24 protein-coding genes and 1 pseudogene are annotated in these 25,964 nt (G+C 70.0%); 12 read left to right on the top strand and 13 right to left on the bottom strand.

The window, feature by feature from the left end; all coding sequences use genetic code 11:
• Positions 1–2: 2 nt before the first annotated feature.
• Positions 3–374, bottom strand: a complete 372-nt coding sequence (locus ACK4TT_RS07515; RefSeq protein ID WP_409635016.1) for a helix-turn-helix domain-containing protein — start codon at positions 372–374, stop codon at positions 3–5.
• A gap of 238 nt (positions 375–612) precedes the next feature.
• Here ACK4TT_RS07515 and ACK4TT_RS07510 point away from each other — a divergent pair, with 238 nt between their 5' ends.
• The gene (locus ACK4TT_RS07510) at positions 613–1,524 is read left to right on the top strand and encodes a lysophospholipid acyltransferase family protein (protein ID WP_410212730.1); all 912 of its coding nucleotides are present in this window, start codon (positions 613–615) and stop codon (positions 1,522–1,524) included.
• A gap of 9 nt (positions 1,525–1,533) precedes the next feature.
• Here the strand turns inward: ACK4TT_RS07510 and ACK4TT_RS07505 are convergent, their stop codons facing one another.
• From ACK4TT_RS07505 to ACK4TT_RS07495, 3 genes are all read right to left on the bottom strand, one after another.
• A complete protein-coding gene (locus ACK4TT_RS07505; protein ID WP_410212729.1) occupies positions 1,534–1,755 on the bottom strand; it encodes a DUF2093 domain-containing protein in 222 nt (73 codons plus the stop codon).
• 28 nt (positions 1,756–1,783) lie between these two features.
• Positions 1,784–3,241: an exodeoxyribonuclease VII large subunit gene (xseA, locus tag ACK4TT_RS07500; protein WP_410212728.1), complete on the bottom strand. Its 1,458-nt coding sequence runs from the start codon at positions 3,239–3,241 to the stop codon at positions 1,784–1,786.
• A 214-nt stretch (positions 3,242–3,455) separates the two neighbouring features.
• The gene (locus ACK4TT_RS07495) at positions 3,456–3,953 is read right to left on the bottom strand and encodes a GcrA family cell cycle regulator (protein WP_409635006.1); all 498 of its coding nucleotides are present in this window, start codon (positions 3,951–3,953) and stop codon (positions 3,456–3,458) included.
• A gap of 215 nt (positions 3,954–4,168) precedes the next feature.
• Here ACK4TT_RS07495 and ACK4TT_RS07490 point away from each other — a divergent pair, with 215 nt between their 5' ends.
• Complete coding sequence (locus tag ACK4TT_RS07490; RefSeq protein WP_409635003.1) at positions 4,169–4,987, top strand: ABC transporter permease; 819 nt, start codon at positions 4,169–4,171, stop codon at positions 4,985–4,987.
• Here ACK4TT_RS07490 and ACK4TT_RS07485 read toward each other — a convergent pair.
• Positions 4,977–5,825 (bottom strand): helix-turn-helix domain-containing protein, encoded by an 849-nt coding sequence (locus tag ACK4TT_RS07485; protein WP_409635000.1) that lies wholly within the window; start codon positions 5,823–5,825, stop codon positions 4,977–4,979. The two genes, ACK4TT_RS07490 and ACK4TT_RS07485, sit on opposite strands and share 11 nt — an antisense overlap.
• Positions 5,826–5,988: 163 nt before the next feature.
• On the opposite strand from ACK4TT_RS07485, the gene ACK4TT_RS07480 reads away from it, so the two are divergent.
• The 6 genes from ACK4TT_RS07480 (at position 5,989) to ACK4TT_RS07455 (ending at position 13,761) form a co-directional block, all read left to right on the top strand.
• Positions 5,989–6,480, top strand: a complete 492-nt coding sequence (locus ACK4TT_RS07480) for a hypothetical protein (RefSeq protein WP_409634997.1) — start codon at positions 5,989–5,991, stop codon at positions 6,478–6,480.
• 8 nt (positions 6,481–6,488) lie between these two features.
• On the top strand, positions 6,489–7,082 hold the full coding sequence (locus tag ACK4TT_RS07475; RefSeq protein WP_409634994.1) for a hypothetical protein: 594 nt from the start codon (positions 6,489–6,491) through the stop codon (positions 7,080–7,082).
• 267 nt (positions 7,083–7,349) lie between these two features.
• On the top strand, positions 7,350–10,457 hold the full coding sequence (locus tag ACK4TT_RS07470; RefSeq protein ID WP_410212727.1) for a TonB-dependent receptor plug domain-containing protein: 3,108 nt from the start codon (positions 7,350–7,352) through the stop codon (positions 10,455–10,457).
• Positions 10,458–10,682: 225 nt separating this feature from the next.
• A complete protein-coding gene (locus ACK4TT_RS07465) occupies positions 10,683–11,864 on the top strand; it encodes an aspartate aminotransferase family protein (RefSeq protein WP_409635546.1) in 1,182 nt (393 codons plus the stop codon).
• Positions 11,861–12,799: an ornithine carbamoyltransferase gene (gene argF, locus ACK4TT_RS07460; RefSeq protein ID WP_409634988.1), complete on the top strand. Its 939-nt coding sequence runs from the start codon at positions 11,861–11,863 to the stop codon at positions 12,797–12,799. Before ACK4TT_RS07465 ends, argF begins: the two co-directional genes overlap by 4 nt.
• A 50-nt stretch (positions 12,800–12,849) precedes the next feature.
• Positions 12,850–13,761 carry an Hsp33 family molecular chaperone gene (locus ACK4TT_RS07455; RefSeq protein ID WP_410212726.1) on the top strand — a complete coding sequence of 304 codons (912 nt, stop codon included), beginning with the start codon at positions 12,850–12,852 and terminating at the stop codon, positions 13,759–13,761.
• On the opposite strand, the gene metZ is transcribed toward ACK4TT_RS07455, so the two are convergent.
• Positions 13,758–14,942 (bottom strand): O-succinylhomoserine sulfhydrylase, encoded by a 1,185-nt coding sequence (gene metZ, locus ACK4TT_RS07450; RefSeq protein WP_410212725.1) that lies wholly within the window; start codon positions 14,940–14,942, stop codon positions 13,758–13,760. The genes ACK4TT_RS07455 and metZ overlap by 4 nt on opposite strands.
• A gap of 372 nt (positions 14,943–15,314) precedes the next feature.
• On the opposite strand from metZ, the gene ACK4TT_RS07445 reads away from it, so the two are divergent.
• A complete protein-coding gene (locus tag ACK4TT_RS07445) occupies positions 15,315–16,334 on the top strand; it encodes a 2'-deoxycytidine 5'-triphosphate deaminase (protein WP_409634979.1) in 1,020 nt (339 codons plus the stop codon).
• Here ACK4TT_RS07445 and ACK4TT_RS07440 read toward each other — a convergent pair.
• The 6 genes from ACK4TT_RS07440 to ACK4TT_RS07415 form a co-directional block, all read right to left on the bottom strand.
• Positions 16,331–17,491 carry a class V aminotransferase gene (locus ACK4TT_RS07440; protein ID WP_410212724.1) on the bottom strand — a complete coding sequence of 387 codons (1,161 nt, stop codon included), beginning with the start codon at positions 17,489–17,491 and terminating at the stop codon, positions 16,331–16,333. The genes ACK4TT_RS07445 and ACK4TT_RS07440 overlap by 4 nt on opposite strands.
• Positions 17,467–18,258, bottom strand: coding sequence for a tryptophan 2,3-dioxygenase (locus tag ACK4TT_RS07435; RefSeq protein WP_409634974.1), 792 nt, complete (start codon positions 18,256–18,258; stop codon positions 17,467–17,469). Before ACK4TT_RS07435 ends, ACK4TT_RS07440 begins: the two co-directional genes overlap by 25 nt.
• A 56-nt stretch (positions 18,259–18,314) precedes the next feature.
• Entirely contained in the window at positions 18,315–19,898 is a 1,584-nt protein-coding gene (ahpF, locus tag ACK4TT_RS07430; RefSeq protein WP_409634972.1) for an alkyl hydroperoxide reductase subunit F, read from the bottom strand.
• Between the two features lie 84 nt (positions 19,899–19,982).
• Positions 19,983–20,546 (bottom strand): alkyl hydroperoxide reductase subunit C, encoded by a 564-nt coding sequence (gene ahpC / locus ACK4TT_RS07425; RefSeq protein WP_409634969.1) that lies wholly within the window; start codon positions 20,544–20,546, stop codon positions 19,983–19,985.
• 185 nt (positions 20,547–20,731) lie between these two features.
• Positions 20,732–21,271 carry an N-acetyltransferase family protein gene (locus tag ACK4TT_RS07420; RefSeq protein WP_410212723.1) on the bottom strand — a complete coding sequence of 180 codons (540 nt, stop codon included), beginning with the start codon at positions 21,269–21,271 and terminating at the stop codon, positions 20,732–20,734.
• Positions 21,268–23,352 (bottom strand): S9 family peptidase, encoded by a 2,085-nt coding sequence (locus ACK4TT_RS07415; RefSeq protein ID WP_410212722.1) that lies wholly within the window; start codon positions 23,350–23,352, stop codon positions 21,268–21,270. Before ACK4TT_RS07415 ends, ACK4TT_RS07420 begins: the two co-directional genes overlap by 4 nt.
• A 137-nt stretch (positions 23,353–23,489) precedes the next feature.
• Between ACK4TT_RS07415 and ACK4TT_RS07410 the strand changes: the two genes are divergently transcribed.
• The 3 genes from ACK4TT_RS07410 (at position 23,490) to ACK4TT_RS07400 (ending at position 25,850) form a co-directional block, all read left to right on the top strand.
• Positions 23,490–24,062 carry a hypothetical protein gene (locus tag ACK4TT_RS07410; RefSeq protein ID WP_409634961.1) on the top strand — a complete coding sequence of 191 codons (573 nt, stop codon included), beginning with the start codon at positions 23,490–23,492 and terminating at the stop codon, positions 24,060–24,062.
• A 38-nt stretch (positions 24,063–24,100) separates the two neighbouring features.
• On the top strand, positions 24,101–24,823 hold the full coding sequence (locus ACK4TT_RS07405; protein ID WP_410212721.1) for a lysozyme inhibitor LprI family protein: 723 nt from the start codon (positions 24,101–24,103) through the stop codon (positions 24,821–24,823).
• A gap of 151 nt (positions 24,824–24,974) precedes the next feature.
• On the top strand, positions 24,975–25,850 hold the full coding sequence (locus ACK4TT_RS07400; protein ID WP_410212720.1) for a trypsin-like peptidase domain-containing protein: 876 nt from the start codon (positions 24,975–24,977) through the stop codon (positions 25,848–25,850).
• 9 nt (positions 25,851–25,859) lie between these two features.
• Here the strand turns inward: ACK4TT_RS07400 and ACK4TT_RS07395 are convergent.
• Positions 25,860–25,964: pseudogene (locus ACK4TT_RS07395) on the bottom strand (IS5/IS1182 family transposase); the annotation flags it as partial.

Genomic DNA, 25,964 nt, shown 5'->3' with positions numbered 1-25,964 from the left:
GCTTAACCCTCCGCCTCGTCGTTCATGGCCTTGGCGAGTTCCAGCAGGCGTTTGCGGGGCAGTTCGCTCAGGGCGTAGTAGGCGCGGATCAGCTCGTGGGTTTCCTTGCGGGCGAAAAGGTCGACCTCCTCGCTCGCCTCGCGGGCCAGGCGCTGGGCCTCCGAGAGCCCCTCGTAGAAGTAGCTGACAGGCGCGTGCAGCACGGCGGCGAGCTGCCAGAGGCGGGCGGCCGACATGCGGTTGGCGGCGCACTCGTACTTCTGGATCTGCTGGAACCGTACGCCGCAGGCGCCCGCCAGCTCCTGCTGGGTCAGGCCCATCAGCTTGCGGCGCCGCCTCAGCTTGCGGCCCAGGTGAACGTCGATCTCGTCCATCGGATATTCGCCCACGCGGAAAGGTCGGGTGCGTCCCGGATCGGGACCCCTCGCCGCGTCCTCCGCAATTCAGGCGCCACTTGGGCGCGCATCCTAAACGCTAGGGTGGTTATGCTTAACCGGCGATGGCGCCCGGCCGCCCATCGATCCCGGCCGGGCGGGGAATCGCCCGGTCTGCAGGCGTCCGCGCGGCGAAACCGTTCACATTTTCGCCTGACGCGCTCTAGAGAAGGGGCTGATGGCCCAGACGCCCTCCTTCGCCCAAGATCTCGCCTGGCGGCTGGAAGCCCTGGCCTTCGACGTCGCCACCGGCCTCGCCCGACTGTTCCCCATCGATGCGGTGTCCGATTTCGGCGCCTGGCTGTTCCGCACGCTCGGACCCCGCACCAGCGCCCGGCGGGTGGCGGAGCGGAACCTGCGCATCGCCTTTCCCGACGCGCCCGACGAGGAGATCGCGCGTCTCCTGACCGCCCAATGGGAGGAGCTGGGCCGCTGGATCGCCGAGTTCCCGATCCTGGACCGCATCGCGGCCGACCCCGCCCGGGTGGAGGTGGAGGGCGCCGAGCGCCTGGCCGAGATCGCCGCCGGCGCCGGGCCCGTGGTGTTCATCTCGGGGCACTTCTCGGCCTTCGAGGTGATGGCCGCCGCCATCGTGCGCGCCGGCGTGCCCTGCCAGATCACCTACCGGGCCATGAACAACCCCCATGTCGACGCCCGCGTCCGGAAGAACCGCGTCCGCTACGGGGTGCGGCTCTTCGCGCCCAAGGGGCTGGAGGGCGCGCGCGAGCTGATGCGGGCCCTGTCGCGGGGGGAGTCCGTGGCGCTGATGAACGATCAGAAGTTCAACGGCGGCGTGGCCGCCCCCCTCTTCGGGGTGATGGCCCACACCGCGCCCGGCCCCTCCACCTTCGCGCTCCGTTTCGGCGTTCCCCTGCAGCCCATGAGCGTCCAGCGGGTCGGGCCCGGCGCCCGTTTCAAGGTGATCGTCCACCCGCCGATCCGCCTGGCGGACACCGGCGACCGCGACGCGGACATCGAGGCCGGGGTGCGGCGGGTGAACGCCTTCATCGAGGAGCGCGTGCGCGCCCGGCCCTCGGAATGGTTCTGGGTCCACAAGCGGTGGCCCGCGGAGGTCTACAGGCGGACCTAGGCCCCTTGGTCAGGTCCCGTGGGTGTCGCGCCAGCGCTGCAGCGCCTCGGCCGGCCCGGCGTAGGCCTCCTGCAGCTCGGCGCTCCAGTAGCGGAGCTGCTCCAGCGGGATCTTCTGGCCGGTCACCGCGCAGACGACGAACCGGCCCGGCTTCAGCACGGCGAAGTCGCCGTCGCCGTAGTGCAGCTTGGCGAGCTCGTTGCCGGTGAAGTCGCGGTCGTGGGCGTTCATGGGCGTCTATGTAGTCCCAACCGGCCGCTCAGAACAGGTCGCCCTGGAGCGGGGCCTCGCTTTTCGGCTTCGGCTTGGGGGCGGGTCTGGGCGACGGAGATCCGCCCGCGCCGTCGATCACCGCCTCGCGGGTCACGTCGTCGCCGAACTTGATGCTGACCGCCTCGCCGCTGGCCAGCCCCGCGCCCTCGCGCACCAGCGAGCCGTCGGCCCGGGTCACCCGGGCGAAGCCGCGCTTCAGCGGTCGGTCGGGATCGGCGCTGGCGTAGAGCTTGGACAAGGCCTCCAGCCGCTCCGACAGCCGCTCCAGCCGCCGGTCCATGCAGGGGCCAAGGCGGGCGCTCAGCGCCTCCAGCCGGTCCGCCTGCACCCGCTGCGGCCGCTGCAGCAGCAGGGGCGAAAGACGGCTCGCCACCCGCACCAGGTCGCGCTCGTGGGCCGCGGCGTTGCGGGCCAGCCCCGCGCCGAGGCGGCCCGAGACGATGTCGAAGCGCTGGCCGGCCAGCTCCACCAGGTCCGGCACGCGCTTCAGCGCGCGGTCCGCATGGGCCACGCGGCTCCTGCGGTCCTCGACCATTCGCCCGCCGCAGCGGTGCATCCGCGCGCCATAGTCGCCGACCAGCCCCTTCAGCTCGGCCAGCACCGGCGTGGCGATCTCGGCGGCGGCCGTGGGCGTGGGCGCCCGCCGGTCCGAGACGAAGTCGATCAGGGTGGTGTCGGTCTCATGGCCCACGGCGCTGATCAGCGGGATCGGGCATTCGGCGACCGTGCGCGCCAGGGTCTCGTCGTTGAACGGCCAGAGGTCCTCCACCGAGCCGCCGCCGCGCGCCACGATCAGGACGTCCGGCCGGGGGACGGGGCCCGCCGGGTCCAGGCCGCAGAAGCCCCGGATGGCCGCGCACACCTGGCCGGGCGCGGCGTCGCCCTGCACGACCACGGGCCAGACGATGACGTGGCAGGGCCAGCGGTCGCGGATGCGGTGCAGGATGTCGCGGATCACCGCCCCGGTCGGGCTGGTGATGACGCCCACCACCGAGGGCATGGCGGGTAGGGGCTTCTTCCGCTCGGGTGCGAACAGGCCCTCGGCCGCCAGCCTGGCCTTCAGCTTCTCAAGCTGGGCCAGGAGGGCGCCGACACCGGCCGCCTCCATGGTTTCGATGACGATCTGATAGCGGGAGCCCTGCGGATAGGTGGTGATCTTGCCGGTGACGATCACCTCCAGGCCCTGCTCTGGCCGGATGGAAAGGCCACGCACCTGGCCCTTCCAGACAACCCCGTCGATGGCCGCCCGGTCGTCCTTCAGCGTCAGGTAGACGTGGCCGTTGGAATGATGGGTGACTTTCGAGAGTTCGCCCCTCAGGCGAACGAAGCCGTAGGCGTCCTCCAGGGTCCGCTTCAACGCGAACGCCAGCTCCGAGACGGAGTAGGGCCTGGCGTTGCCGCCGGCCGGGCTGGATGCGTCGGTGTCGGAAGCCTCGTCGCTCATCGTCTTACCCTTAGCCGTCATCCCGGCCGGAGCGAAGCGCGGAGCCGGGGTCCAGCGTCACGGGCGCGGCCCCTGGGTCCCGGATAGCCGCTGGGCGATGTCCGGGATGACGATGAAACGGAAAGGGGCGCGTCCGGCCTCAGGATGTCGACATCCCGGGGCTGGACGCGCCCCCCATCCCCAACGGATCACGCGCCGCGCCGAAGCGCGGATCTCAGATGTAGCGGCGCAGGCTGCGGGCGAGCTCGGCGGCGCTGGACTTCTTCTTGGCCTGGGCCGGCTGGTAGGCGACCTGGGCGTGTTCGCAGCAGTAGGGGCCGCCTTCGTCGGCCCGGCGGCCGCAGAAGGTGAAATTGTCCATGGCCGGATCGCCGATCGGCCACTTGCACATGTGGGCGCCCAGGGTCAGCACGGTGGCCATGCCGGGGGCCTCGTCCACGTAGCGCACGGGGGCCGGGGCCGGCGTGGCCGGTTCGGCGATGCGGCGCGGCGCCGAGGGCGCGGCCGCGGCCGGACGCGCCGGGCGCGGGGCCTTGAAGACGGTCCGCTGGGGCTTGGACGGCGTCGCCCGGCCGGAGAGGCCCAGGCGGTGCACCTTGCCGATCACCGCGTTGCGGGTGACGCCCCCAAGCTGCTTGGCGATTTGGCTGGCCGAGAGGCCGTCCTGCCAGAGCTTCTTCAGAAGTTCGACGCGCTCGTCGGTCCAGCCCATATTCGCCTCCCACCCAGAGGGTCGGGAGCGTCCCCACGCCCCCGGGATCAACATCTTGTGGCGCCCGGCTCTCTCACCGCTCACCAACCACCATCAGTAGTAAACAACTCCTTAAGGGCCACAATAGGCGCCATCGGGTTCGTCCACAGGAACTAGATGTTGCGTCGCTAACGCCCGCTCTTGCGGCGCCCGCCCTCAGCGCGCATCTCTGCGGGATGCGAGACCTTCCCGACGCCGAAATCGCCCTGCCGCCCAGCCCCCGCGCCTATCCGGGGGTGAACTGGGAGGGGCTGAAGACCCTCTATCTGCGGGAGGTCCGCCGGTTCATGAAGGTGGGCATGCAGACCCTGGCCGCGCCGGTGGTCACCGCGCTTCTCTACATGCTGGTCTTCGTGGTGGCGGTCGGCGGCGGCCGGCAGGTGCACGGCGTGGACTACGGGACCTTCGTGGCCCCGGGCCTGGTGATGATGCAAATCCTCTCGAACGCCTTCGCCAACTCCTCCTCATCGCTGTTGCAGGCCAAGTTCAACGGCCTGATGGGCGACTTCCTGACCCCGCCGCTGACGCCCGCCGAGCACGTCGCCGGCTTCGGCGCGGGCGCGGCCACCCGCGGCGTGGTGGTGGGGACGATCAGCCTGCTGGCTGTCCTGCCCTTCGCGCGGCTGCCGATCGCCCAACCCTGGGCCATCGCCTACTTCGGCCTGGGCGCGGCGCTCATCATGGGCTTCGTGGGCATCATGGCCGGCCTGTGGAGCGAGAAGTTCGACCACATGGCCGCGGTCACCAACTTCGTCATCATGCCGATGACCTTCCTGTCGGGGACCTTCTACCTCGTGGAGCGGCTGCCCGAACCGTTCCGCACGGCCAGCCACTACAACCCCTTCTTCTACCTGATCGACGGCTTCCGGTACGGCTTCACCGGTGTGGCCGAGAGCAACCTCTTCGTGGGGGTGGCCATGACCGCGGGCCTCGTGCTGGCCACCGGGCTGGCCTGCCTGCGGATGTTCCAGGTGGGCTACAAGATCAAGACCTGAGGACCTGGGCGGGCGTCACGCCCAGCAGCCGGCGCATCCAGCGGGCCAGGTGGCTCTGGTGGGCGAAGCCGCTCTCCAGGGCGGCTTCCGCCACGCTGGTCCGTCCCGACAGCAGCAGGTCGCGGGCCCGCGCCACCCGGCGCTCCATGACATAGGCATGGACCGACTGGCCCATGGTCCGGCGGAACAGGGTGGTGAGGTGCGGCACGCTGATGCCGGCCACCGCCGCCAGTTCGGCGAGGGAGAGATCGGCGTCCAGGTTGGCCTCCACGTGCTCGACGAGCCGCCGGAGCTGCGGCTTCGACAGGGTCTGGCGGCTGGGCGGGGGCGTCGCGAGATCCCGGAGCAGCCGGGTGGCCAAGGCCACGGCGACGCTGTCGGCGGCGAGGCGGCTTGCGGGCTCCGGCGCGGCGAGTTCGGCCCGGAGCATCCCCACGAGGTGCGAGATGAACGGGTCGCGGCCGCCCAGCCGGGGCGCCAGGGACACGCGGCCGGTCGCGCCCAGTCCTTCGGCCACCTCGTCGATCAGCGTCGGGGAGAAGCGCATCGACAGGAGATCCACCGGCGCGGAGTCCTCCCAGAAGCCGTCGCAGCCGCCGGGCACGAAATCGAAGTCGCCGCTGACCGAGAGCCGGCTCTGCCGCAGTCCGCCCGTCCCGCAGTCGGTGCGGGTCGGTTCGCACAGGTAGAACGAGATGCGGTGGTCGTCGAAGACGACGCCTTCGTGCAGACCGGCGCCGGCGCGCGCTTCGCGCACGCTGAAGCCGCCCCACTGGCGCGAGGCTCCGACCTCGACGCGGGGGTCCTGAACACCGGTGAACCGGAACGAATAGTTCATCGAGACTGCCTCGGACGCAGCGAGCGCCAACTCTCCGGCCAAGTCAAAACCTGAAACGCGATCCGGCCGGCGGCGTCATCGGAACGTGCTCCGGCGCATCGGTTCGTGCGCGACCGTCCGTCCGGGCGCGCCGCACCCTGCTGGCCAAGCAGGAGCATCCCCGATGACCGTCGCGACCCTGGCCAACCCGGCCGGCTTTCGCCCCGCCGCCGCCCGTATCGCCGCCGCCGGCCTGGCGGGCGGCGCGCTCGACCTCGCCTACGCCACCGTGGTCGGCGCGACGGCGGGGCGGAGCTTCCAGCAGGTGTGGCAGGGCGTGGCCAGCGGCTGGCTCGGCAAGGCCGCCTACGGCCAGGGATGGACCTCCACGCTCCTCGGCCTCCTCACCCACTTCGGGATCGCCGGCGCGATGGCGGGGGCCTTCTTCCTGGCCGCCGGCCGCGCGCCAGTCCTGCGCCGCCGTCCCCTCTTGAGCGGCGCGATCTACGGGGTTGGGCTCTACGGCGTCATGTACGGGCTCGTCCTGCCGCTCCGCTGGCCTGGCGTCTTCCCGCGCTGGGACGGCGTGCGTTCGGCCGCCGACATCCTGGCCCACGTGGGCGTGGGCGTGGCGATCGCCTTCGTGCTCCGCGGCCGGGAGCGCTCGGCCGGATGACCGCCCCAATGACCGCTCAGTCCCGAAGCGGCGGCGACGCGCTCGTGAAGCTGACCGATCGCGCCGAGGCCCTGCACCGCGAGCTGGACGGCCTGGCGCCGCCCTGGAACGACGAGCTCATGCGGCCCGAGCCGCGGTGCGCCGCCAAGCAGATCGCCGTGACCGCGCTTGCGCTGCACCTCGGGGAGGGCGTCGGCCGGCGCGCGGCGCTCCGCCTCTCGGCCGAGGCGCTCGGACGCTCGCGGGGACACAGCCGCGCCCTTGTCAAGAAGAACGCCTCCGAGGCCGACGCCGTCCTCACCTACGGCCTGGCGCCTGAGGCGGTGGCGGCCATCGCCCGAAGGCCTGCGGACGGCCTCCTCGTCAACCTCGACGCCCTGGTGCGCCCGGTGCGCGTGCGCGAGGCCGCCCAGGCGCGGGCCAGGGCGCTGCGCGGGGCCCGGGGCGGCCGTCCTGACGAGGGCGGGCCCCTCCTGCGCAGCGTGCGGCGGATGATCGAGCTCGCCGAGGCGGGGGACGCGGCCTCGCGCCGCCAGTTGCGCCTTCTCGCCCGACAGCTCGAACTCTGGCGCGACGCCCCGACGATCCACGCGGCGGAGTAATCCGCCCGTCTCGTGGTGTCCAAGCTCGAGATGTAACTTAAAGTATAATGTTACGACGGATGAAGTTACTATCCAGTTACTATCATATAACGGCATAGTAACCGTGTCGGCAATGAGACATTGTTTCGATAATATTGGATGTAATGACGACAGTTTATTGACCGTCCCGTCCGCAACTACCTAAGCCCGATCTATCGTCGCTCGGAGATCTCCGGGCGTCGGCGTATTTGTCCGCCCATCGGGGGCTTGGAGGGAATATCGATGTTGGTGACGAAGACGAGGCAGCTTTTGCTCGCCTCCTCGATCCTGGCCGGCGTGGGCGCCATGGCCGCGGGTCCGGCGGCGGCTCAGGAGGCCGGCGAGGTTTCGGAAGTGGTGGTGACCGGCTCGCGCATCCCGCAGCCGAACCTGACCAGCGCCAGCCCGGTGACCGTGGTCGGCTCGCAGGAGATCGCCACGCGGGGCATCACCCGGACGGAAGACCTGGTGAACCAGCTCCCGCAGGTGTTCGCCGCCCAGGGGGCGATGATCGCCAACGGGGCGACCGGCACCGCCACCGTCGACCTCCGGGGCCTGGGCCCGGCCCGGACCCTGGTGCTGGTCGACGGCCGAAGGCTTCAGAATGGCACCCCGGGGGCGGGGCCGAACAACACCGCCCCTGACCTGAACTTCATCCCCTCGACCCTGATCGAGCGCGTGGAAGTCGTCACCGGCGGCGCCTCGGCCGTGTACGGCGCCGACGCCGTGGCCGGCGTGGTGAACTTCATCATGCAGAAGAACTTCGAGGGCGTGCGCCTCGACGCGCAGTACTCGGGCTACCAGCACACCAACAACAACGACGACGTGCAGGAGATGCTGCGCCGCCGCGCCGCCGTCTCCCTGTTCCCGGAGCAGTTCGCGATTCCGGAGAAGGACGTCTGGGACGGCGGCACGACCGATCTCAACATGGTGGTCGGCGTCAACGCGCCGGACGGCAGGGGCAATGTCACCGCCTATGTCGGCTACCGCAGCGTCCAGGCGGTCACCCAGGACAACCGCGACTACAGCGCCTGCAACCTCGCGACCTCGACCGCCTCGATCGCCTATGCGGGCTTCGCCTGCGGCGGCTCGGGCACGACCGCGCCGGCCCAGTTCGTGGTCGGCGGCGGATCGGGCGCGGCCCTGACCCTGGATCCCGCGGCGCCGGGCGGGCGCGGCCTTCGCCCCTACGTGGGCAACCGCGACGCCTTCAACTTCGCGCCGTACAACCACTTCCAGCGGCCGGACACCCGCTACGTGCTGGGGGCGTTCGCCAACTACGAGTTCAGCGAGAAGGCAGAACTCTACACCCAGCTCATGTTCATGGACGACCGCACGTCGGCCCAGATCGCCCCTTCGGGGATCTTCGGCCAGAACATGAACATCAACTGCGACGGCAACCCGTTCCTGACGGCGGCCATGGCGACGGCGTTCTGCGCGCCGACCATCGACCAGCTTCCCGACGATCCGGCCAACCCGGGTTCGATCGGCCTGAACACCGACGCCGACCCGACCACGCCGGGCCAGCAGGCTTCGGTGGCCGTGCTGCGCCGGAACCTGGAGGGCGGGGGACGGATCGCCGACCTGCGCCACACCGACTACCGCGGCGTGATCGGCATGCGCGGTCAGCTCGACAACGGTTTCAAGTACGACGTGTACGGACAGTACGGCGTCGTCGAGTTCCAGCAGGTCTTCTACAACGACTTCTCCCTGGCCCGCAGCGCGCGGGCCCTGGACGTGGTGATCGACCCGGCCACGGGGCAGCCGGCCTGCCGTTCCGCGGTGCCCTCGCTCGCCGGGAGCAACCGCGATCCCGCCTGCGTGCCGTATGACATCTTCAGCATCGCCGGGCCCTCACAGGCCGCGCTGGACTATCTCCAGACCCCGGGTTTCCAGAACGGCGAATACGTGCAGACGGTGGTGTCGGCCTCGCTGACCGGCGACCTCGGCCAGTACGGCGTGAAGCTGCCCTGGGCCAACGACGGCATCGGCTTCGCGGTGGGCTCGGAATACCGGCGCGAGCGCCTGAACCTGAACACCGACACCGCCTTCCAGACCGGCGACCTCGCAGGCCAGGGCGGCGCCACGGCGTCCACGGCGGGCTCCTACGACCTCTACGAGCTGTTCGGCGAAGCCCGCATCCCGCTCGTCCAGAACAAGCCGTTCTTCCAGAACCTGTCGGCGGAAGTCGGCTACCGCTGGAGCGACTACTCGCTCGGGTTCTCGACGGACACCTACAAGCTCGCCGGCGACTGGTCGCCGACGGGGGACCTGCGGGTCCGGGCGAGCTACAACCGGGCCGTCCGCGCGCCCAACATCGTCGAGCTCTTCGCCACCAACGTCATCGCCAACAACGGCAACGTCGACCCCTGCGAAGGCGCGGCGCCCGAGCTCACGCTGGAGCAGTGCGCCCGCACTGGCGTCACGGCGGCCCAGTACGGGAACATCGTCCCGAACCTGGCCGCCCAGTACAACGGCCAGATCGGCGGCAACCCGAACCTCGATCCCGAGACCTCGGACACCTATTCGGTGGGGGTGGTGGTCACGCCCTCCTTCATTCCCGGCTTCTCGGCCTCGGTGGACTGGTTCAACATCAAGCTGAAGGACCGGATCGGCCAGATCGGCCAGGACGTGACCCTCCAGCGCTGCGCCGAGAACGGCGACGCCTTCTTCTGCGGCCTCATCCACCGCGCGCCCGGGACCGGTTCGCTGTGGCTGTCGCAGAACGGCTACGTCGTCGACACCACCTTCAACACGGGCGGCCTGGAGGTGGAGGGGATCGACGTCGAGGCCAACTACCGCTTCGACTTCGGCGACTTCGGCGTGACCAGCGCGCTCGCCAACTACGGCGGGCTGTCCTTCACCTTCCAGGGCACCTTCCTGGACCACTATCTGATCACCACCCTGCCGGGCGACGAGCCCTTCGACTGCGCCGGCCTCTACGGCTCGGTCTGCACGGGCTCGGCCGTCCCGACCGGGGCTCCGATGCCGGAATGGCGGCACAAGGCGCGGATGACCTGGCGCTCGCCCTGGGACTTCGACCTGTCGACCACCTGGCGCCACCTGGATTCGGTGACCGTCGACTCCGAGTTCTCGGGCGCGTCCCACGCCAACGGGCCCGACGCCAAGCTGGCCTCCCGCGACTACTTCGACGTGGCCGCGACCTGGAGCGTGCGCGACAACGTGACCGTCCGGTTCGGCGTCAACAACGTCTTCGACAAGGAGCCGCCGCTGGCCTCCTCGGGCGGCGGCGCGGTGAACAACTGCCCCTCCGGCCCCTGCAGCGGGAACACCTATCCCCAGACCTACGACGCCCTGGGGCGGTACCTGTTCTTCGGCGTCCGGGCAGACTTCTGACACCACGGAAGTTCGCAAGGCGTCACGGGCGGCGGCTCCCCTCGCCGCCGCCCCCCCCCCTTTCCCGGCCCGTAAAGCGTTGACATCACGGCGTTCGGGGTCGAAAAGGCCAGGCCTTCCGGTCCCCGCAGCGAACGCGCGGGGACGCTTCCGTTTTGGAGGGCTCCTTCCTTGACCGATAAGACCGCGAGCCACGCCGCCGCGCCCGTCCCCAGCGACCACATCATGGGCGTCTACGCACGCGCCCCGCTGGCGTTCGAGCGAGGCGAGGGCGCGCGACTCTACACGGCCGAGGGGGACGCCTACCTGGACTGCATGGCGGGCATCGCCGTGAACGCCCTGGGCCACAGCAACCCCAAGCTGATCCAGGCGCTGAAGGACCAGGCCGACAAGCTCTGGCACACGTCCAACATCTTCCGGATCCCGAACCAGGAGAAGCTGGCCGACCTGCTCACCCGGAACACCTTCGCGGACGTGGCCTTCTTCACCAACTCGGGCGCCGAGGCGGTCGAGTGCGCCATCAAGACCGCGCGCAAGTATCACTGGGCCAACGGCCAGGCGGAGCGGATCGACATCATCGGCTTCGACGGCTCGTTCCACGGCCGGACGATCGCCACCATCTTCGCCGCCGGGAACCCCAGCTACGTGGAAGGCTTCGGCCCGCCGCTTCCCGGGTTCGTCCAGGCGAAGTTCGGCGACCTGGAAGGCCTCAAGGCCCTGATCGGCCCGACCACGGCGGCCATCCTGCTCGAGCCCGTCCAGGGCGAGGGCGGGGCGCGGCATTGGACCGAAGCCCAGCTCAAGGAGATCCGCCGGCTCTGCGACGAGACCGGGACCCTGCTGATCTACGACGAGATCCAGTGCGGCCTGGGCCGGACCGGCAGGCTGTTCGCCTATGAGTGGGCCGACGGCGAGGCCGACCCGGACATCATGGCGGTCGCCAAGGCCCTGGGCGGCGGCTTCCCGGTCGGCGCGTGCCTGGCCACCGCCGAGGCGGCCAAGGGCATGACCCCCGGCTCCCACGGCTCGACCTACGGCGGCAACCCGCTGGCCATGGCCGTCGGCATCGCCTCGGTCGAGGAACTGGTGAAGCCCGAGCTGCTGGCCCACGTCCGCGAGCTGGCCGGCTACTTCAACCAGCAGCTCTCGGGCCTGAAGGACCGCTATCCCGACGTGGTCGTGGATATCCGCGGCAAGGGCCTGCTGATCGGCGTCAAGCTCGCCACGCCCAACCGCGAGTTCATGCAGCACGCCCGCGACGAGCACCTGCTGATCGCCGGCGGCGGCGACAACTGCGTGCGCCTGCTGCCGCCGCTGACCCTGACCCTGGACGAGGCCCGCGAGGCCATCGGCAAGCTGGAACGCGCCTGCGAGACCGCCCGCGCCAAAGCGAAGGCGGCCGCGTGAGCGCCCAGGCCCCCCGGCACTTCATCGATCTCTGGAAGCTCGACGGAACCGAGCTGCGGACGATCCTGGAGGACGCCAAGGCCCGCAAGGCCGCCCGCATCGGCTGGCCCAAGGGCAAGCCCGACGAGGACCGTCCGGCCCATGGCCGGACGCTGGCCATGATCTTCGAGAAGAACTCCACCCGGACGCGCTTCTCGTTCGACGCGGCCATGCGCCAGCTCGGCGGCGACGTGATCATCTCCAACGCGGTCGACATGCAGCTCGGCCGCGGCGAGCCCATCGAGGACACCGCCCGCGTGCTCTCGCGGATGGTCGACGCCGTGATGATCCGCTCGAACTCGCACGAGGACGTCGAGCGCTTCGCCCACTGGTCGGCCGTGCCCGTGGTCAACGGCCTGTCGGACAAGAGCCACCCCTGCCAGATCATGGCCGACCTGATGACTTTCGAGGAGCATCGCGGCTCGGTCCACGGCCGGACCTTCGCCTGGGTGGGCGACGGCAACAACGTCTGCGCCAGCTTCATCCACGCCGCGCCGAAGCTGGGCTTCAAGCTGCGCATCGCCACGCCCGCCATCTACCATCCGGACCTCGTGGACCTGGCCCGCGCGGCCGAGCAGCAGGGGGACGTCATCGCCATCGACGACCCGCGCGAGGCCGTGCGTGGCGCCGACTGCGTGATCACCGACACCTGGGTCTCGATGGGCGACACCGACCACGACGAGCGCTTCGACGCGCTCGAGCCCTACCAGGTGGACGACGTGCTGATGGACGAGGCGGCGGACGACGCGATCTTCCTCCACTGCCTGCCGGCTCACCGGGGCGAGGAGGTGACGGACTCGGTGATCGACGGGCCCCGTAGCCTGGTCTGGGACGAGGCCGAGAACCGGCTCCACGTCCAGAAGTCGATCCTGGCCTGGTGCTTCGGGGCCATCTGAGGCGGAGCGCCGCGCTCGCAACCGGCGCGGCGCAACCTATATTGGCGCCCATGTCCAATCCTTCCGTTCCCGACGACCTGGTCGGCGCGTTCCAGATCGATGGCGAGCCGGTGCGCGGCCGCGTGGCCCGCATGGGCCCGGCGATCGACGAGATCCTGCGCGGCCACGACTATCCCGAACCGGTGGCCAACCTGCTGGGCGAGGCCTGCGCGCTGGCCGCCCTCGTGGGCTCGAACCTGAAGTTCGACGGCCGCCTGATCGTGGAGGCCCGCGGCTCCGGCCCGGTGCGCTATGTCGTCGCCGACTACGACACCTCGGGCGGCCTCAGGGGCTACTGCCGCTACGACGCCGACGAGGTCGAGTCCGCCAGCCATGGCTTCCAGCGCCCCGGCGCCCGCTCGCTCCTGGGCGACGGCGTGTTCATCATGACCGTGGACCAGGGGTCCGACATGGACCGCTACCAGGGCATCACGGCCATCGAGGGCGAGACGCTGGCGCTCTGCGCCGAGCAGTACTTCGCCCAGTCCGAACAGACCCCCACCCGGGTGCGCCTGGCCGTCGGCCAGACCGCAAACGGCGAAGGCGGCGAGGCCTGGCGGGCCGGCGGTTTCCTCATCCAGTACATCGCCGAGGACGAGGCGCGCGGCTCGACCATCGAGGCGTGGGACCGCAGCCAGGCGTTCTTCGAGACCATCGGCGAGGACGAACTGCTCGACCCGGCGCTGTCCTCGAACCACCTGCTCTACCGGCTGTTCCACGAGGACGGCGTGCGGGTGTTCGGCTCGAAGATGCTGCGCGCCTTCTGCCGCTGCTCGCAGGACCGCATCGAGACGGTGCTGAAGTCGTTCCCGGCCGAGGACCGCGAGGGCATGGTCGAGCCCGACGGCAAGATCCGCGTCACCTGCGAGTTCTGCTCGCGCGTGTACGCCGTGGAGCCCGAGAACCTGGGCGCGGCGGCCTAGGCGCCGTCCAGCGCCCGGGTCACGTCGCGCACGAGGTCGCCCGCGCCTTCCAGGCCCACGCTCATCCGCACCCAGCCTTGCGTCAGGCCGATGGCCTGGCGGTCGTCCTCCGACATGGAGCGGTGGGTCGTGGTGGAGGGATGGGTGGCCATGGACTTGGCGTCGCCCAGGTTGTTGGAGATGTCGACGATCTCCAGGGCGTCCAGGAACCGCCACGCCGCCTCGCGCCCGCCCAGGTCGAAGGCCAGGACATTGCCGCCGCCGGTCATCTGGCGGGCGATGACGGCCGCCTGCGGGTGGTCGGCCCGGCCGCAGTAGACGGTGCGCTTCACCTTGGCGTGGGCCGCGACGGCGTCGGCCACCTTGCCGGCGTTGTCCGTCTGGCGGCGGACCCGCAGGTCCATGGTCTCCAGGCCCTTCAGCAGCACCCAGGCGTTGAAGGGCGACAGCGCCGGGCCGGTGTGGCGGTGCATGTCCTTGTAGGCCGAGGTTATGAGCTCGGCGGAGCCCAGGATCGCGCCCCCCAGCACCCGGCCCTGGCCGTCGATGTGCTTGGTGGCCGAATAGACCACCACGTCGGCGCCCAGCTTCAACGGCTTCTGGAAGACCGGCGTGGCGAAGACGTTGTCCACCACCAGCTTGGCGCCGGCCGCGTGCGCCACCTCGGCGACGGCGGCTATGTCGGTCACCTCCAGCAGGGGGTTGGCCGGGCTCTCCACCAGGAAGACCCTGGTGTTGGGTCGCACGGCGGCCTTCCACGCCGCGAGGTCGGTGGCGTCGACGTAGGTCGTCTCGACGCCAAACCTGGGCATCCATTCCGAGAGGATCCAGCGGCACGAGCCGAACAGGGCCCGGCCGGCGACGATGTGGTCGCCCGCGCGCACCAGGCCCATCAGGGCGAGCTGCACGGCGGCCATGCCCGAGGCGGTGGCCTTGCAGGCCTCGGCGCCCTCGATCAGCGCCAGCCGCTGTTCGAACATCTCGGTCGTGGGGTTGCCGAAGCGCTGATAGATGAACCCCGGCTCCTCGCCCGAGAATCGGCGGTCGGCCGCCGCGGCGCTGTCGTAGGCGAAGCTCTGGGTGAGGAAGAGGGCTTCCGAGATCTCGCCGTGGGGCGTGCGCATGAGGCCGCCGCGCACCGCCTGGGTCTCGAGCTCCCAATCGTGCGGGTCTTCCGCCATCGCCGCCTCCAAGGCCTTCAGAAAAGCTGCGGCCACGAACCCCCTCGCGCCAGCCGGGTCAAGGGCCGGTTTGCCGCGCCGTGGACCGGGATGGCTGAACCACGAAAGACACGAAAAGCACGAAAGGGCTCACGCCCGTGCCGCCGCGCCAGCGGCGGCGTCCCTTTGAAGGAACCACGGACTACACGGAAGGACACGGAAAGCGCCGACGCCGTCCGTGTATTCCGTGGTTTGATCCTTGTGGAGTCGCCGCTACGCGGCCTCTCAGGAGGCCGCCTTTCGTGCTTTTCGTGTCTTTCGTGGTTTCCTCATCGCCGCGCGGTGAAGCTGTCGCTTGCCACATCGCCGTTCTCGGCTAAGTCTTCGCCGCCCATGAGCGCGACAGACCGCCCCGGCATCCTGCCCTGCCAATCCATCGAGGGCCTGATCGCGCAGGGCGCGATCGCGGCCGATTCCCCGTTCGAGCCCGACCAGGTCCAGCCGGCCAGCCTGGACCTCCGGCTCGGCGCCCGGGCCTGGCGCGTGCGCGCCTCGTTCCTGCCCGGCCGCCACACGGTGCGCGAGCGCATCGCCGACGTGGCCATGCACGAGCTGGACCTGACCAAGGGCGCGGTGCTGGAGCGCGGCTGCGTCTACATCGCCGAACTGCAGGAGCGGCTGGCCCTGCCGGCCGGCATCTCCGCCCGGGCCAATCCGAAGAGCTCCACCGGCCGGGTGGACGTCTTCGTGCGCCTGCACACCGACCGGGGCATGGCCTTCGACGACGTGGCCGAGCACTACAAGGGCCCGACCTACATCGAGATCGCCCCCCAGACCTTCTCGGTCCTGGTCCGCACCGGCACGCGCCTCAACCAGCTCCGCCTCAAGGCCGGCGAGCCGCCGCGCCTGCGGGTGGAAAGCGTCGGCGTCGACCTGACGGGCGAGGTGGCGGGCTTCCGGGGACGGCGCCACGCGGGCGTCGTCGACCTCGACCACGTGGACGGCCACGATCCGCGCGACTTCTGGGAGCCGCTGCTGCCCCGCAACGGCCAGCTCCTGCTGGACCCGGGCGAGTTCTACATCCTGGCCTCGAAGCAGGCGGTGGAGATCCCCGTCCTGGAAGCCGCCGAGATGACCCCCATCGATCCGTCGGTCGGCGAGTTCCGGGTCCACTACGCCGGCTTCTTCGATCCCGGCTTCGGGACCGACGAGGCCCACGGCAAGGGCTCCAAGGGCGTGCTCGAGGTCCGCAGCCACGAGACCCCTTTCATCCTGGAGGACGGCCAGACCGTCGCCCGGCTGGTCTACGAGCCCCTGACCGAACGGCCCACGCGGCTGTACGGGGACCTGGGCTCCCACTATCAGCGCCAGGGCCTCAAGCTCTCCAAGCACTTCATGCCCTGGGGCGATTAAAGCCCCCGGCACGTCTCACAGAAGCGGTCGATATCCGCCTCGTCGTGGTAGATGGAGAGGCCGATCCTGAGCACGTCGTCGCGCACGTCCACGACCACGTTCTGCTCCATCAGCGCGGCCTTCCACGCCTGCGCCTTCGGGTGGCGGAAGGCGAGGAAGCGGGCGTGCGGCCGCCCGTCCAGGGGATTGATCAGTTCGGCGTCCGGCAGCGGCCGGGCCTCGACCAGCCGGCGCTGGAGCCCCGCCACGTGGTCGGCGACCTTGGCCGTGGTCAGGCCCTCGGCCTCCAGCATCCGCCCCGCCGCCGTGAACCGGTAGAGCCCTGAGGGGTCGAAGGTGGCGCCCAGGAAGCGGCCGGCGTCGCGGGCATAGCCCACCCCGCCCGGCGGGCCCTCCAGGTCCCCGAACTCGGCGTACCAGCCGGTGAGCTCCGGCCGGGGTCCGAATCCCGGCGGGGCGTGGAGGAAGGCCGCGCCTTCGCCGGCCATGGCGTACTTGTAGCCGCCGGCCAGGTAGAAGACCCGATCGGCCACGGCCGACAGGTCCGTGGGGACCGCCCGGAAGCCGTGGTAGCCGTCCACCACCACCCAGGGCCCTTCGGGCCGCGACAGGGCCGCCAGGTCCCAGGCGTCCTCGAACACGCGGCCGGTCTTGAAGAAGACGTGGCTGACGAAGATCAGGTCGAAGGCCCCCTCCTGCGCCGCCGTCCGGAACCGCGCGGGGAAGTCCGGCGCCTCTGACGGAATGAGCGTCAGCGCGATGTCGCCGGCCTCGGCCCAGCGCGCCGCCTGCCGCCGGAACGAGTGGAACTCCCCGTCGCTGGCCAGCACGCGGGCCGGCCGTCGCCCGATCGCCGAGCGCAGCACCGTCAGCAGGGTGTGGGTGTTGGGCGCGAAGACCACGCTTTCGGGCGAGGGCAGGGAAAGCTCCCGGGCGACCAGCGCCTGCGCCGCCGGATAGACCTCGCCCAGCGCCTGGTCCCACTTGCGGTCGGCCAGCGAGGCGGCGTCCTCCCACGCCTGCATGTGGGCGGCGAAGGTCGCGTCCGGCCACAGGTGGTGGCTGTGGGCGGCCAGGTGCAGCCGCCCGGGGGCCGCGGCCAGCGCCCGGGAGAACAGGTCCTTGCGCGCGCTCACAGCCTGGTCCTGAGCGACCACAGCTCGGGGAAGCAGCGGCGCTTCAGGGTGTTGGCGAGGTAGCCCGCGCCCTCGGTGCCGCCCGTGCCGGGCCGTCCGCCGATGATCCGCTCGACGGTGAGCACGTGCTTGTGGCGCCAGGTGACGAGCGCATCGTCCAGGTCCACCAGCTTTTCGGCGAGCTGATAGAGCTCCCAGTATCTGGCCGTGTCGCGATAGACGGCGAGCCAGGCCGCCTCCACCTCGGGCGAGGGTTCGTAGGGCTGGGCGTAGTCGCGGTCCAGCACCGCCTCGGGCACGGCCAGGCCGTGGCGGGGAAGCTGGGCGATGGCCACGTCATAGAGGCTGGGGGCCTCCAGGGCCGCCTTGAGCTGGGCCATCGCGTCCGGCCGTTCGGCGTGGAAGCGCAGGAAGCTCTCGTCCTTCAGGCCCAGCAGGTACTCCAGCGTCCGGAACTGGTGCGACTGGAAGCCCGAGCTCGTGCCCAGGTCGCCGCGGAAGCTCAGGTAGTCGGCGGGGGTCATCGTGGCCAGCACGTCCCACGAGAGGGTCATGATGGTCTGGATGCGCGAGACGCGGGCCAGCGCCTTGTAGGCGGGCTCCACGTCGCCCTCGACGATCAGCCGCTTGGCCAGTTCGACCTCGTGGATGATCTCCTTGAGCCACAGCTCCTTGGTCTGGTGGATGACGATGAACAGCAGTTCGTCGTGGCGGTCGCTCCTGGGCTTCTGGGCGGCGAGCAGCTCGTCCAGCGCGAGGTAGCGCGCATAGGTCATGGGTTCCGACATGGCGCGGACCCTATGCGGGTTTCCGGCGCCGATGAAGGCGCCGGATTGACGTCACGTCAGGCGGCGGCCTGTTCCGCTTCCGGGACCGGCTGGCGGATGAGGTAGTCGAAGGCCGACAGCGCCGCCTTCGAACCCTCGCCCATGGCGATGACGATCTGCTTGTAGGGCGTCGTCGTCGCGTCGCCGGCCGCGAACACGCCGGGGAGGGAGGTCTGGCCGCGGTGGTCGGTCTCGATCTCGCCGCGGGGCGAGAGCGCGACGGAGTCCTTCAGCCACTCGGTATTGGGCACGAGTCCGATCTGGACGAAGATTCCCTCCAGGTCGACGTTATGCACCTCGTCCGAGTTGCGGTCCTTGTAGACGAGGCCGGTCACCTTCTGGCCGTCGCCCCTGACCTCGGTGGTCAGGGCCGAGGTGACGATGCGCACGTTGGGCAGGCTGGCCAGCTTGCGCTGCAGCACCGCGTCGGCGCGGAGCTGGCTGTCGAACTCGATCAGGGTGACGTGGGCCACGATGCCCGCCAGGTCGATGGCCGCCTCGACGCCCGAATTGCCGCCGCCGATCACCGCCACGCGCTTGCCCTTGAACAACGGGCCGTCGCAGTGGGGGCAGTAGGCCACGCCCTTGTTGCGGTATTCGTCCTCGCCGGGGACGTTCATCTGCCGCCAGCGGGCGCCGGTGGCCAGGATGACGGTCCGGGACTTCAGCGCCGCGCCGTTCTCCAGCTCGACGGTGATGAGGCCACCGGGCTGCGAGGCCGGGACCAGCTTCACCGCCTTCTGGAGGTTCATCACGTCGACCTCGTAGTCCTTGACGTGCTGCTCAAGGCCAGCCGCCAGCTTGGGGCCTTCGGTGTGCGGGACGGAGATGAAGTTCTCGATGGCCATGGTGTCCAGCACCTGGCCGCCGAAGCGCTCGGCCGCCAGGCCGGTGCGGATGCCCTTGCGCGCGGCGTAGATGGCCGCCGCCGCGCCGGCCGGGCCGCCGCCCACCACCAGCACGTCGAAGGCGTCCTTGGCCTTGATCTTCTCGGCCGCGCGGGCCTGGGCGCCGGTGTCCAGCTTGGCCAGGATCTGCTCCAGGCTCATGCGGCCCTGGGCGAAGGGCTCACCGTTCAGCAGCACGGTGGGGACGGCCATGACCTTGCGGGCCTCGACCTCGTCCTGGAACAGCGCGCCGTCGATGGAGACGGCCCGGATCCTCGGGTTCAGAACGCTCATCAGGTTCAGCGCCTGCACCACGTCGGGGCAGTTCTGGCACGAGAGCGAGAAATAGGTCTCGAACTGGAAGTCGCCGTCCAGCGCCTTCACCTGCTCGATGACCTCGGGCTCCACCTTGGGCGGATGGCCGCCGACCCACAGAAGGGTCAGCACCAGCGAGGTGAACTCGTGGCCCAGCGGGATGCCGGCGAAGCGCACCGACACGTCCGTGCCGGGCCGCGTGATGGCGAACGAGGGCTTGCGCGCATCGTCGCCGCCGGTGACCACGGCGACCTTGTCCGAGGCCTCGGCGATCTCGTTCAGGAGCTCCAGCAGCTCCTTCGACTTCGGGCCGTCGTCGAGCGAGGCGACCAGCTCCACCGGCTGGCGGATGTTTTCCAGGTAGGCCTTCAGTTGGGCCTTCAGGGCGGCGTCCAGCATGGGGGCTCCGAAGCGTTCGGGGAGGGGGAGAGGCCCGGCGCCGACCGCTCAAGGGACGGCGCCGGGGTCGTCGTCGGCGGGCGCTTAGATCTTGCCGACCAGGTCCAGGGACGGGGCGAGGGTCTTCTCGCCTTCTTCCCACTTGGCCGGGCAGACTTCGCCGGGGTGGTTGCGGACGTACTGGGCGGCCTTGACCTTGCGCAGCAGCTCGGCGGCGTTACGGCCCACGCCTTCCGAGGTGATCTCCATGAACTGGATCACGCCGTCCGGATCGACCAGGAAGGTGCCGCGGTCGGCCAGGCCCTGGCCCTCGCGCATCACGCCGAAGTTGTTGGTCACGACTCCCGAGGGGTCGCCCACCATGGTGTACCTGATCTTGCCGATGGCCGGCGAGGTGTCGGCCCAGGCCTTGTGCGAGAAGTGCGTGTCGGTGGAGACCGAATAGATCTCGACGCCCAGCTTCTGGAACTCGGCGTAGTTGTCGGCCAGGTCCTCGAGCTCGGTCGGGCACACGAAGGTGAAGTCGGCGGGATAGAAGAAGACGACCGACCACTTGCCCTTCAGATCGGCGTCCGAAACGGTGACGAACTTGCCTTCCTTGAAGGCCTGCGCCGTGAAGGGTTTCACCGTGGTGTTGATCAGAGACATGTTGCACTCCCAGTTAAGGCAGGGCCTCAGGTAGTCGCTCCGAGGCCATAAGGAAAATTGATTTTATCAAGACTGCCTCATTGGGAGCGTCTATGCGCCAGATCAAGGCGCGGGTGTGCCGAAGCCGTCCCCATGCTCTCCTCCCCCGACGGGGGAGGAGAGAGGCCCGCGGTTCCTCTGAAAATCTAGCTCAGGCGGATGCCCGGGCCTTCGGGCGGGGTGGCGTCGCCGCCGTTCAGGGCCTTCTGCATCCACACGATGTCGACCCAGCGGCCGTGCTTGAACCCCAGGCTCCGGCCGACGCCGGAGTGTTGGAAGCCCAGCGCCGTATGCAGGCCGATGGACGCCGCGTTCCGGGAATCCCCGATCACCGCGATCACCTGCCGAACGCCGAGCTCCGTGCATTCGTCCAGCACGCGGGCGAGGACCGCGCGACCCACGCCGCGGCCGATGGCGTCGGGGGCCACATAGACGCTGTCCTCCACCGTGTAGCGGTATCCGGGGCGCGGCCGGAACGGCCCGGCGTAGGCATAGCCCAGCACCCGATTGCCCAGTTGGGCCACCAGGAAGGGCAGGCCCAGCGCCTGCAGGTCGCGCCGCTTGGCGTCCATCCAGGCGACGCCCGGGGGCTCCAGTTCGAAGCTTCCGAAACCGTGCAGGACGTGGTGGTCGTAGATGGCCGCCAAGGCCTCGGCGTCTCTCGGTTCCGCCGCCCGGATGATCATGCCGTCTTCCAGCCCCCCTCGATCGCCCAGATGGCGAAGGCATAATCCAATGCGATCTCCTTCAGGAAGTCGAAACGGCCGGAGGCGCCCCCGTGGCCGGCCTCCATGTTGATCTTGAGCAGGATCGGGGCCTCGCCGGTCGTGTGGTCGCGCAGCTTCGCGACCCACTTGGCCGGCTCCCAGTAGGTGACGCGGGGGTCCGAGAGCCCGCCGGTGGCGAGCACCGGCGGGTAGGCCTGGGCCTTGACCTGGTCGTAGGGGCTGTAGCTGGCTATGCGGTCGTAGGCGTCCGCGTCCTCGATGGGGTTGCCCCACTCGGGCCATTCGGGCGGCGTCAGCGGCAGGGACGTGTCGCTCATGGTGTTCAGCACGTCCACGAAGGGCACGGCGGCGATGATCGCGCCCCACAGGTCGGGCCGCAGGTTGGCGACCGCCCCCATCAGCATCCCCCCGGCCGAGCCGCCGTAGGCCGCGATCCGGCCCTTGGTCGCATAGCCCTCGGCGATCAGGTGCTCGGCGCAGGCGATGAAGTCGGTGAAGGTGTTGGCCTTCTTCTCGCGCCGGCCATCCAGGAACCAGCCCCAACCCTTGTCCGAGCCGCCCCGGACGTGGGCCACGGCCCAGATCCAGCCCCGGTCCACGAGGCTGAGATTGCGGATCGAGAAGCTGGGCTCCATCGCGTGGCCATAGCTGCCGTAGCCGTAGAGCAGCACCGGCGCCGAGCCGTCCCTCGGCGTGTCCTTCAGCATCAGCAGGGTGATCGGGACCTCGGCGCCGTCGGCCGCCCTGGCATGAAGCCGCCGGGCCACGTAGCGGGCGGGGTCGTGGCCCGAGGGGATCTCCTGTGTCTTGCGCAGGGTCCGCTGGCGGCTCGCCATGTCGTAGTCGAACCACTGCCGGGGCGTGGTGGGCGACTGGTAGACGAAGCGGGTCAGCGTGGTCTCGTACTCGAAGCCGGTCTCCAGGTGCAGGGCATAGGCCTCCTCGTCGAAGGCCACCACGTGCTCTGCGCCCGCGCGGTCCATGACCACCAGCCGGTCCAGCGCATTGACCCGCTCGGCGCGCACCAGGCGCCCGGCGTAGGCCGCGAAACCGGTAATGTAGCGCCCCGGCTCGTGGGCCACGAAGTCGCGCCAGGTCGCCTTGGCCGGGACCGCGGCCTCCGAGACGCAAAGCTTGAAGTCCACCGCGCCGTCATCGTTGGTGCGGATCACCCAGCGGTCGGTCCAGTGGTCCAGCTCGTACTTCACCCCGGTCCGGCGCGGCTCGGCCACGACCGGTGCGGCCGTGGGCTCGGAGGCCGGGATCAGCCAGAGCTCGGTGGTCTCCTGGTTGCCCACGTGGATCAGGATGAAGGCGTCGTCGGCGGTGGTCCCGACGCCCAGGAACATCCCGTCGTCCATCTCCTCGTAGACCAGCACGTCCTCGCCGCCGCGCGCGGGCCGGCGGAAGACCTTCGAGGGCCGGGCGTTCTCGTCGCGCCAGATCCAGAACAGCCACGCACCGTCCGGCGAGAAGGTGAAGTCGCCGTAGGCGCTCTCGATCGCGCCGCCCACCTCCTGGCCGGTCGAAAGGTCCTTCACCCGGATCGTGTAGTACTCGCTGCCCTGCTCGTCGGCGGCCCAGGCGAAGAGGCCGTGGTCCCTTGTGTGGCCCGCGTGACCCACGTGGAAATAGGCCTTGCCCTTGGCGAGCTCGCTCTCGTCGATCAGCACCTGCTCTTCGCCGCCGCCTCTCGGCCGGCGGGCGTGGATCGGATGCTCGGCGCCAGTCTCGTAGCGGACGTAGTATTCGAAGGCGCCGTCCGGGGCGGGGACGGTGCTGTCGTCCTCCTTGATGCGCCCCTTCATCTCGGCGAACAGCATGGCCTGCAGCGCCTCGGTCCCGGCCAGCACGGCCTTGGTGTAGGCGTTCTCGGCCGTCAGGTGCTCGCGGATGTCGGCCCGCAGCGCGGCGGGGTCGCGCAGCACCTGCTGCCAGTTCTCGTCCTTCATCCAGGCGTAGTCGTCGGTCCGCGTGCGGCCGAGCTGTTCGAGGGTGACGGGGCGCTTCGGCGCGGCGGGCGGCTTGGGGAGGCTCATGGCCGCTAGATGCGCCGGGACCGGGCCGGGCTCAAGGACCTTCGGGCATTTCGGATGTGCTCACTTTGTTCTGGACAGTGGGAGCTTGCGGCGGGCAAGCTTCCCGAGCCCAAGCCCAAGCCGTAGGGAGCGGATCGATGCTCGTGACGCTGGCGGCCCTGGCCGCCCTCGCCTCAGGCGCTGACTGCGGCCTCAAGAATCTCGCGGCCTGCCCGCACACCAATCTGCTGTTCTGGGACCGCGCGTTTCAGCGGGCGGTCACCGCGTTCGTGGGGCACGGCAGGGCCAACTATAGCTACTCGGGGGACCGCGCAGAGCAGCAACTGAACGTACTCGGCGGCGCGCCCGACGATCCGGTGAGGATCGGCGAGCTTTATCGCTTCACCGCCTGTCGTCCTCATTCGTGCGACGAGAAGGGCGCCGTTGTGCTCGAACCCTCCGGGAAGATCGTGGCCACCGCCATCCTTTACTTCAACTGTGGCGGCAGCGGTCGCAGTTGTGCGAAGCAGCCGACGTTCACGCTGTTCGTCCGGGACCCGTCGCGCGCCAAGCCGGTCGCAGACAATCTCACGGCATGGGCCAAGGCGGCGGCTGATGACATGTATGTCGGAGAGAACATGCCCGCTCGTCATCTGGACCATGTGGAGGTCTTCTCGGTTTCGACCGGTGTTCCGAAGCCGGTGAAGCTCAACCAGATTGGCCCGCGGTGAACCCGAGCGTCGTTTCCAAGCGGCCAAGGGAGGGCGCAGTGTTCTCATTGCAGATCGGTCGTCGCATCGCCGTGGGGATGGCTTGCGCGCTGTTCGCGGCGCTGGCGTTCGGCGTGGCTGACGCTCGGGCCGCCGGCCTCGACTGCAAGAAGGCGGCGACTGCGGTGGAGAAGCTGATCTGCGACGCCTACCTCGATACGCTGGACTCGCAGTTGGCGGGCGCCTTCGACGGCGCGCTGGAGCGGTCGAACACGCCGGACAAGGTGAGGGCCGAGCAGGCGCGATGGCTGAAGAGGCGCGACGCGTGCCGGGACGCGACCTGCCTGGAGGCCGCCTACCGCGAGCGGATCGACATGCTGATGGCGGTCTCCGACAAGCCGGACTCCTGCGACGGCATGACGACCGAGGGGATGAACGACTGCGCGGCCATCTACTCGGACCGGGCGGAACGGGAACTGGTCCGCTACGTCGCGACCGCCCGGGCGCGCTTGGTGGAGAGCGCCGAGGAGGACGAAGGCGCTCGGGAAGCGGTGAAGAGCTTCGACGAGGCGCAGAAGGCTTGGTCGACCTATCGCGACGCCGAGTGCGGCGCGGTCTTCAATTCGTGGAGCGGCGGGACGGTCCGTGTCGTGATGAACCTGAGCTGCATGACGGCTATCACCAAGGCGAGGACGCATCAGCTTTGGGCCAACTGGCTGCGGTTCGTGGACAGCACGCCGCCTCTGCTGCCCGAGCCTCGGCCGGAGCCGGGCGCGCCCTGACCACAGCCCTGAGCCGCCTCCGGCGCGTCGTTCTGGCGCAAGGCCCTCACGGGGATGTTGGGTCGACGCCGACCCGAGAGTCTGATTCATTCGAAATACATCGAGATCGCGCACAAGACGCGAGGGGCTACTTATCCAGGTCGGGGCCGCCATGGTCATGGATCTTGCGGTCGAGCTGATCCACGCGACGGTACAGCTCGAACAGCCGCTGGGCGACGGGACGCGCACCGTCGGAACGGGATTCCTCATCTCGGCGCCTACGGCGGACGGGCGGCCGCGCGTCGTCCTGGTCACCGCCAACCACGTGTTGGAGAAGATGCCGGCCGCCACCGCGCGGATCGGCTACCGGGTGGCCAACGCCGACGGGAGCTGGAGCTATTCGCCCCAGCCGCTGAAGATCCGCGACGACAAGGGCGGGCCGCTGTGGATCCACCACCCGACCCGCGACGTGGCGGCCATCGCCATCACCGCCCCGCCCGAGTTCGCCAAGGCGGCGATCCCTGAGGGCTACCTGGCCACCGACGACACCTTCGCCCAGTACCATGTGACCGCCGGCGACGAGATGATGGCCCTGGGCTTCCCGCGCGGGCTCTCGGCCAACCAGGCGGGCTTCCCGATCCTGCGCGCCGGCCGCGTGGCCTCCTATCCGATCGCCCCGGCCAGCATCTTCCCGACCTTCCTGCTCGACTTCGCGGTCTTCGCCGGAAACTCGGGCGGGCCGGTGTTCGTCAGCCGGCCGCAGCAACCCCGGGGAGCGCCACAGGGCCTGACCCAGGTGGCCGACGTGACCCAGGGCGGCGCCGTCCCCGGCGCGGGCTTCATCGCCGGCCTGCTCACCCAGCAGGTCGAGCTCAACAGCGAGCGGCTGGAGATCGGCATCGTCACCCACGCCAAGTACGTGCGCGAGACCCTGGCCCTGCTGCGCAATCCGCTGGCCCCCGCCACGGTGGCCCAGGCCCCCGTGAACCAGGCGGCGCCGGTCGCCGGCGCCCGCACCGCCTCGGCCGAAGAGGCGGCGAAGGACTAGGGTCCAGACTCATAACCACCAGATGACGATGGCGGCGAGGCAGACGGCTGCGGCGTAGGTGCAGGCGAGCTTGTCGTAGCGGGTGGCGATGCGTCGGAAGTCCTTGAGGCGGCA

It is taken from the genome of Phenylobacterium sp., from assembly GCF_046463815.1.
Lineage (GTDB): Bacteria > Pseudomonadota > Alphaproteobacteria > Caulobacterales > Caulobacteraceae > Phenylobacterium.
Note: the sequence above shows the minus strand (reverse complement) of the source record. Positions and strands in the feature narration are given on the sequence as shown.

Excerpts from the sequence above, each read along its gene's own strand:
- ACK4TT_RS07515 (WP_409635016.1), bottom strand. The coding sequence starts at position 374 with ATGGACGAGATCGACGTTCACCTGGGCCGCAAGCTGAGGCGGCGCCGC.
- ACK4TT_RS07510 (WP_410212730.1), top strand. The coding sequence starts at position 613 with ATGGCCCAGACGCCCTCCTTCGCCCAAGATCTCGCCTGGCGGCTGGAA.
- ACK4TT_RS07505 (WP_410212729.1), bottom strand. The coding sequence starts at position 1,755 with ATGAACGCCCACGACCGCGACTTCACCGGCAACGAGCTCGCCAAGCTG.
- xseA (WP_410212728.1), bottom strand. The coding sequence starts at position 3,241 with ATGAGCGACGAGGCTTCCGACACCGACGCATCCAGCCCGGCCGGCGGC.
- ACK4TT_RS07495 (WP_409635006.1), bottom strand. The coding sequence starts at position 3,953 with ATGGGCTGGACCGACGAGCGCGTCGAACTTCTGAAGAAGCTCTGGCAG.
- ACK4TT_RS07490 (WP_409635003.1), top strand. The coding sequence starts at position 4,169 with ATGCGAGACCTTCCCGACGCCGAAATCGCCCTGCCGCCCAGCCCCCGC.
- ACK4TT_RS07485 (WP_409635000.1), bottom strand. The coding sequence starts at position 5,825 with ATGAACTATTCGTTCCGGTTCACCGGTGTTCAGGACCCCCGCGTCGAG.
- ACK4TT_RS07480 (WP_409634997.1), top strand. The coding sequence starts at position 5,989 with ATGACCGTCGCGACCCTGGCCAACCCGGCCGGCTTTCGCCCCGCCGCC.
- ACK4TT_RS07475 (WP_409634994.1), top strand. The coding sequence starts at position 6,489 with ATGACCGCTCAGTCCCGAAGCGGCGGCGACGCGCTCGTGAAGCTGACC.
- ACK4TT_RS07465 (WP_409635546.1), top strand. The coding sequence starts at position 10,683 with ATGGGCGTCTACGCACGCGCCCCGCTGGCGTTCGAGCGAGGCGAGGGC.
- ACK4TT_RS07455 (WP_410212726.1), top strand. The coding sequence starts at position 12,850 with ATGTCCAATCCTTCCGTTCCCGACGACCTGGTCGGCGCGTTCCAGATC.
- metZ (WP_410212725.1), bottom strand. The coding sequence starts at position 14,942 with ATGGCGGAAGACCCGCACGATTGGGAGCTCGAGACCCAGGCGGTGCGC.
- ACK4TT_RS07445 (WP_409634979.1), top strand. The coding sequence starts at position 15,315 with ATGAGCGCGACAGACCGCCCCGGCATCCTGCCCTGCCAATCCATCGAG.
- ACK4TT_RS07435 (WP_409634974.1), bottom strand. The coding sequence starts at position 18,258 with ATGTCGGAACCCATGACCTATGCGCGCTACCTCGCGCTGGACGAGCTG.
- ahpF (WP_409634972.1), bottom strand. The coding sequence starts at position 19,898 with ATGCTGGACGCCGCCCTGAAGGCCCAACTGAAGGCCTACCTGGAAAAC.
- ahpC (WP_409634969.1), bottom strand. The coding sequence starts at position 20,546 with ATGTCTCTGATCAACACCACGGTGAAACCCTTCACGGCGCAGGCCTTC.
- ACK4TT_RS07420 (WP_410212723.1), bottom strand. The coding sequence starts at position 21,271 with ATGATCATCCGGGCGGCGGAACCGAGAGACGCCGAGGCCTTGGCGGCC.
- ACK4TT_RS07415 (WP_410212722.1), bottom strand. The coding sequence starts at position 23,352 with ATGAGCCTCCCCAAGCCGCCCGCCGCGCCGAAGCGCCCCGTCACCCTC.
- ACK4TT_RS07410 (WP_409634961.1), top strand. The coding sequence starts at position 23,490 with ATGCTCGTGACGCTGGCGGCCCTGGCCGCCCTCGCCTCAGGCGCTGAC.
- ACK4TT_RS07400 (WP_410212720.1), top strand. The coding sequence starts at position 24,975 with ATGGTCATGGATCTTGCGGTCGAGCTGATCCACGCGACGGTACAGCTC.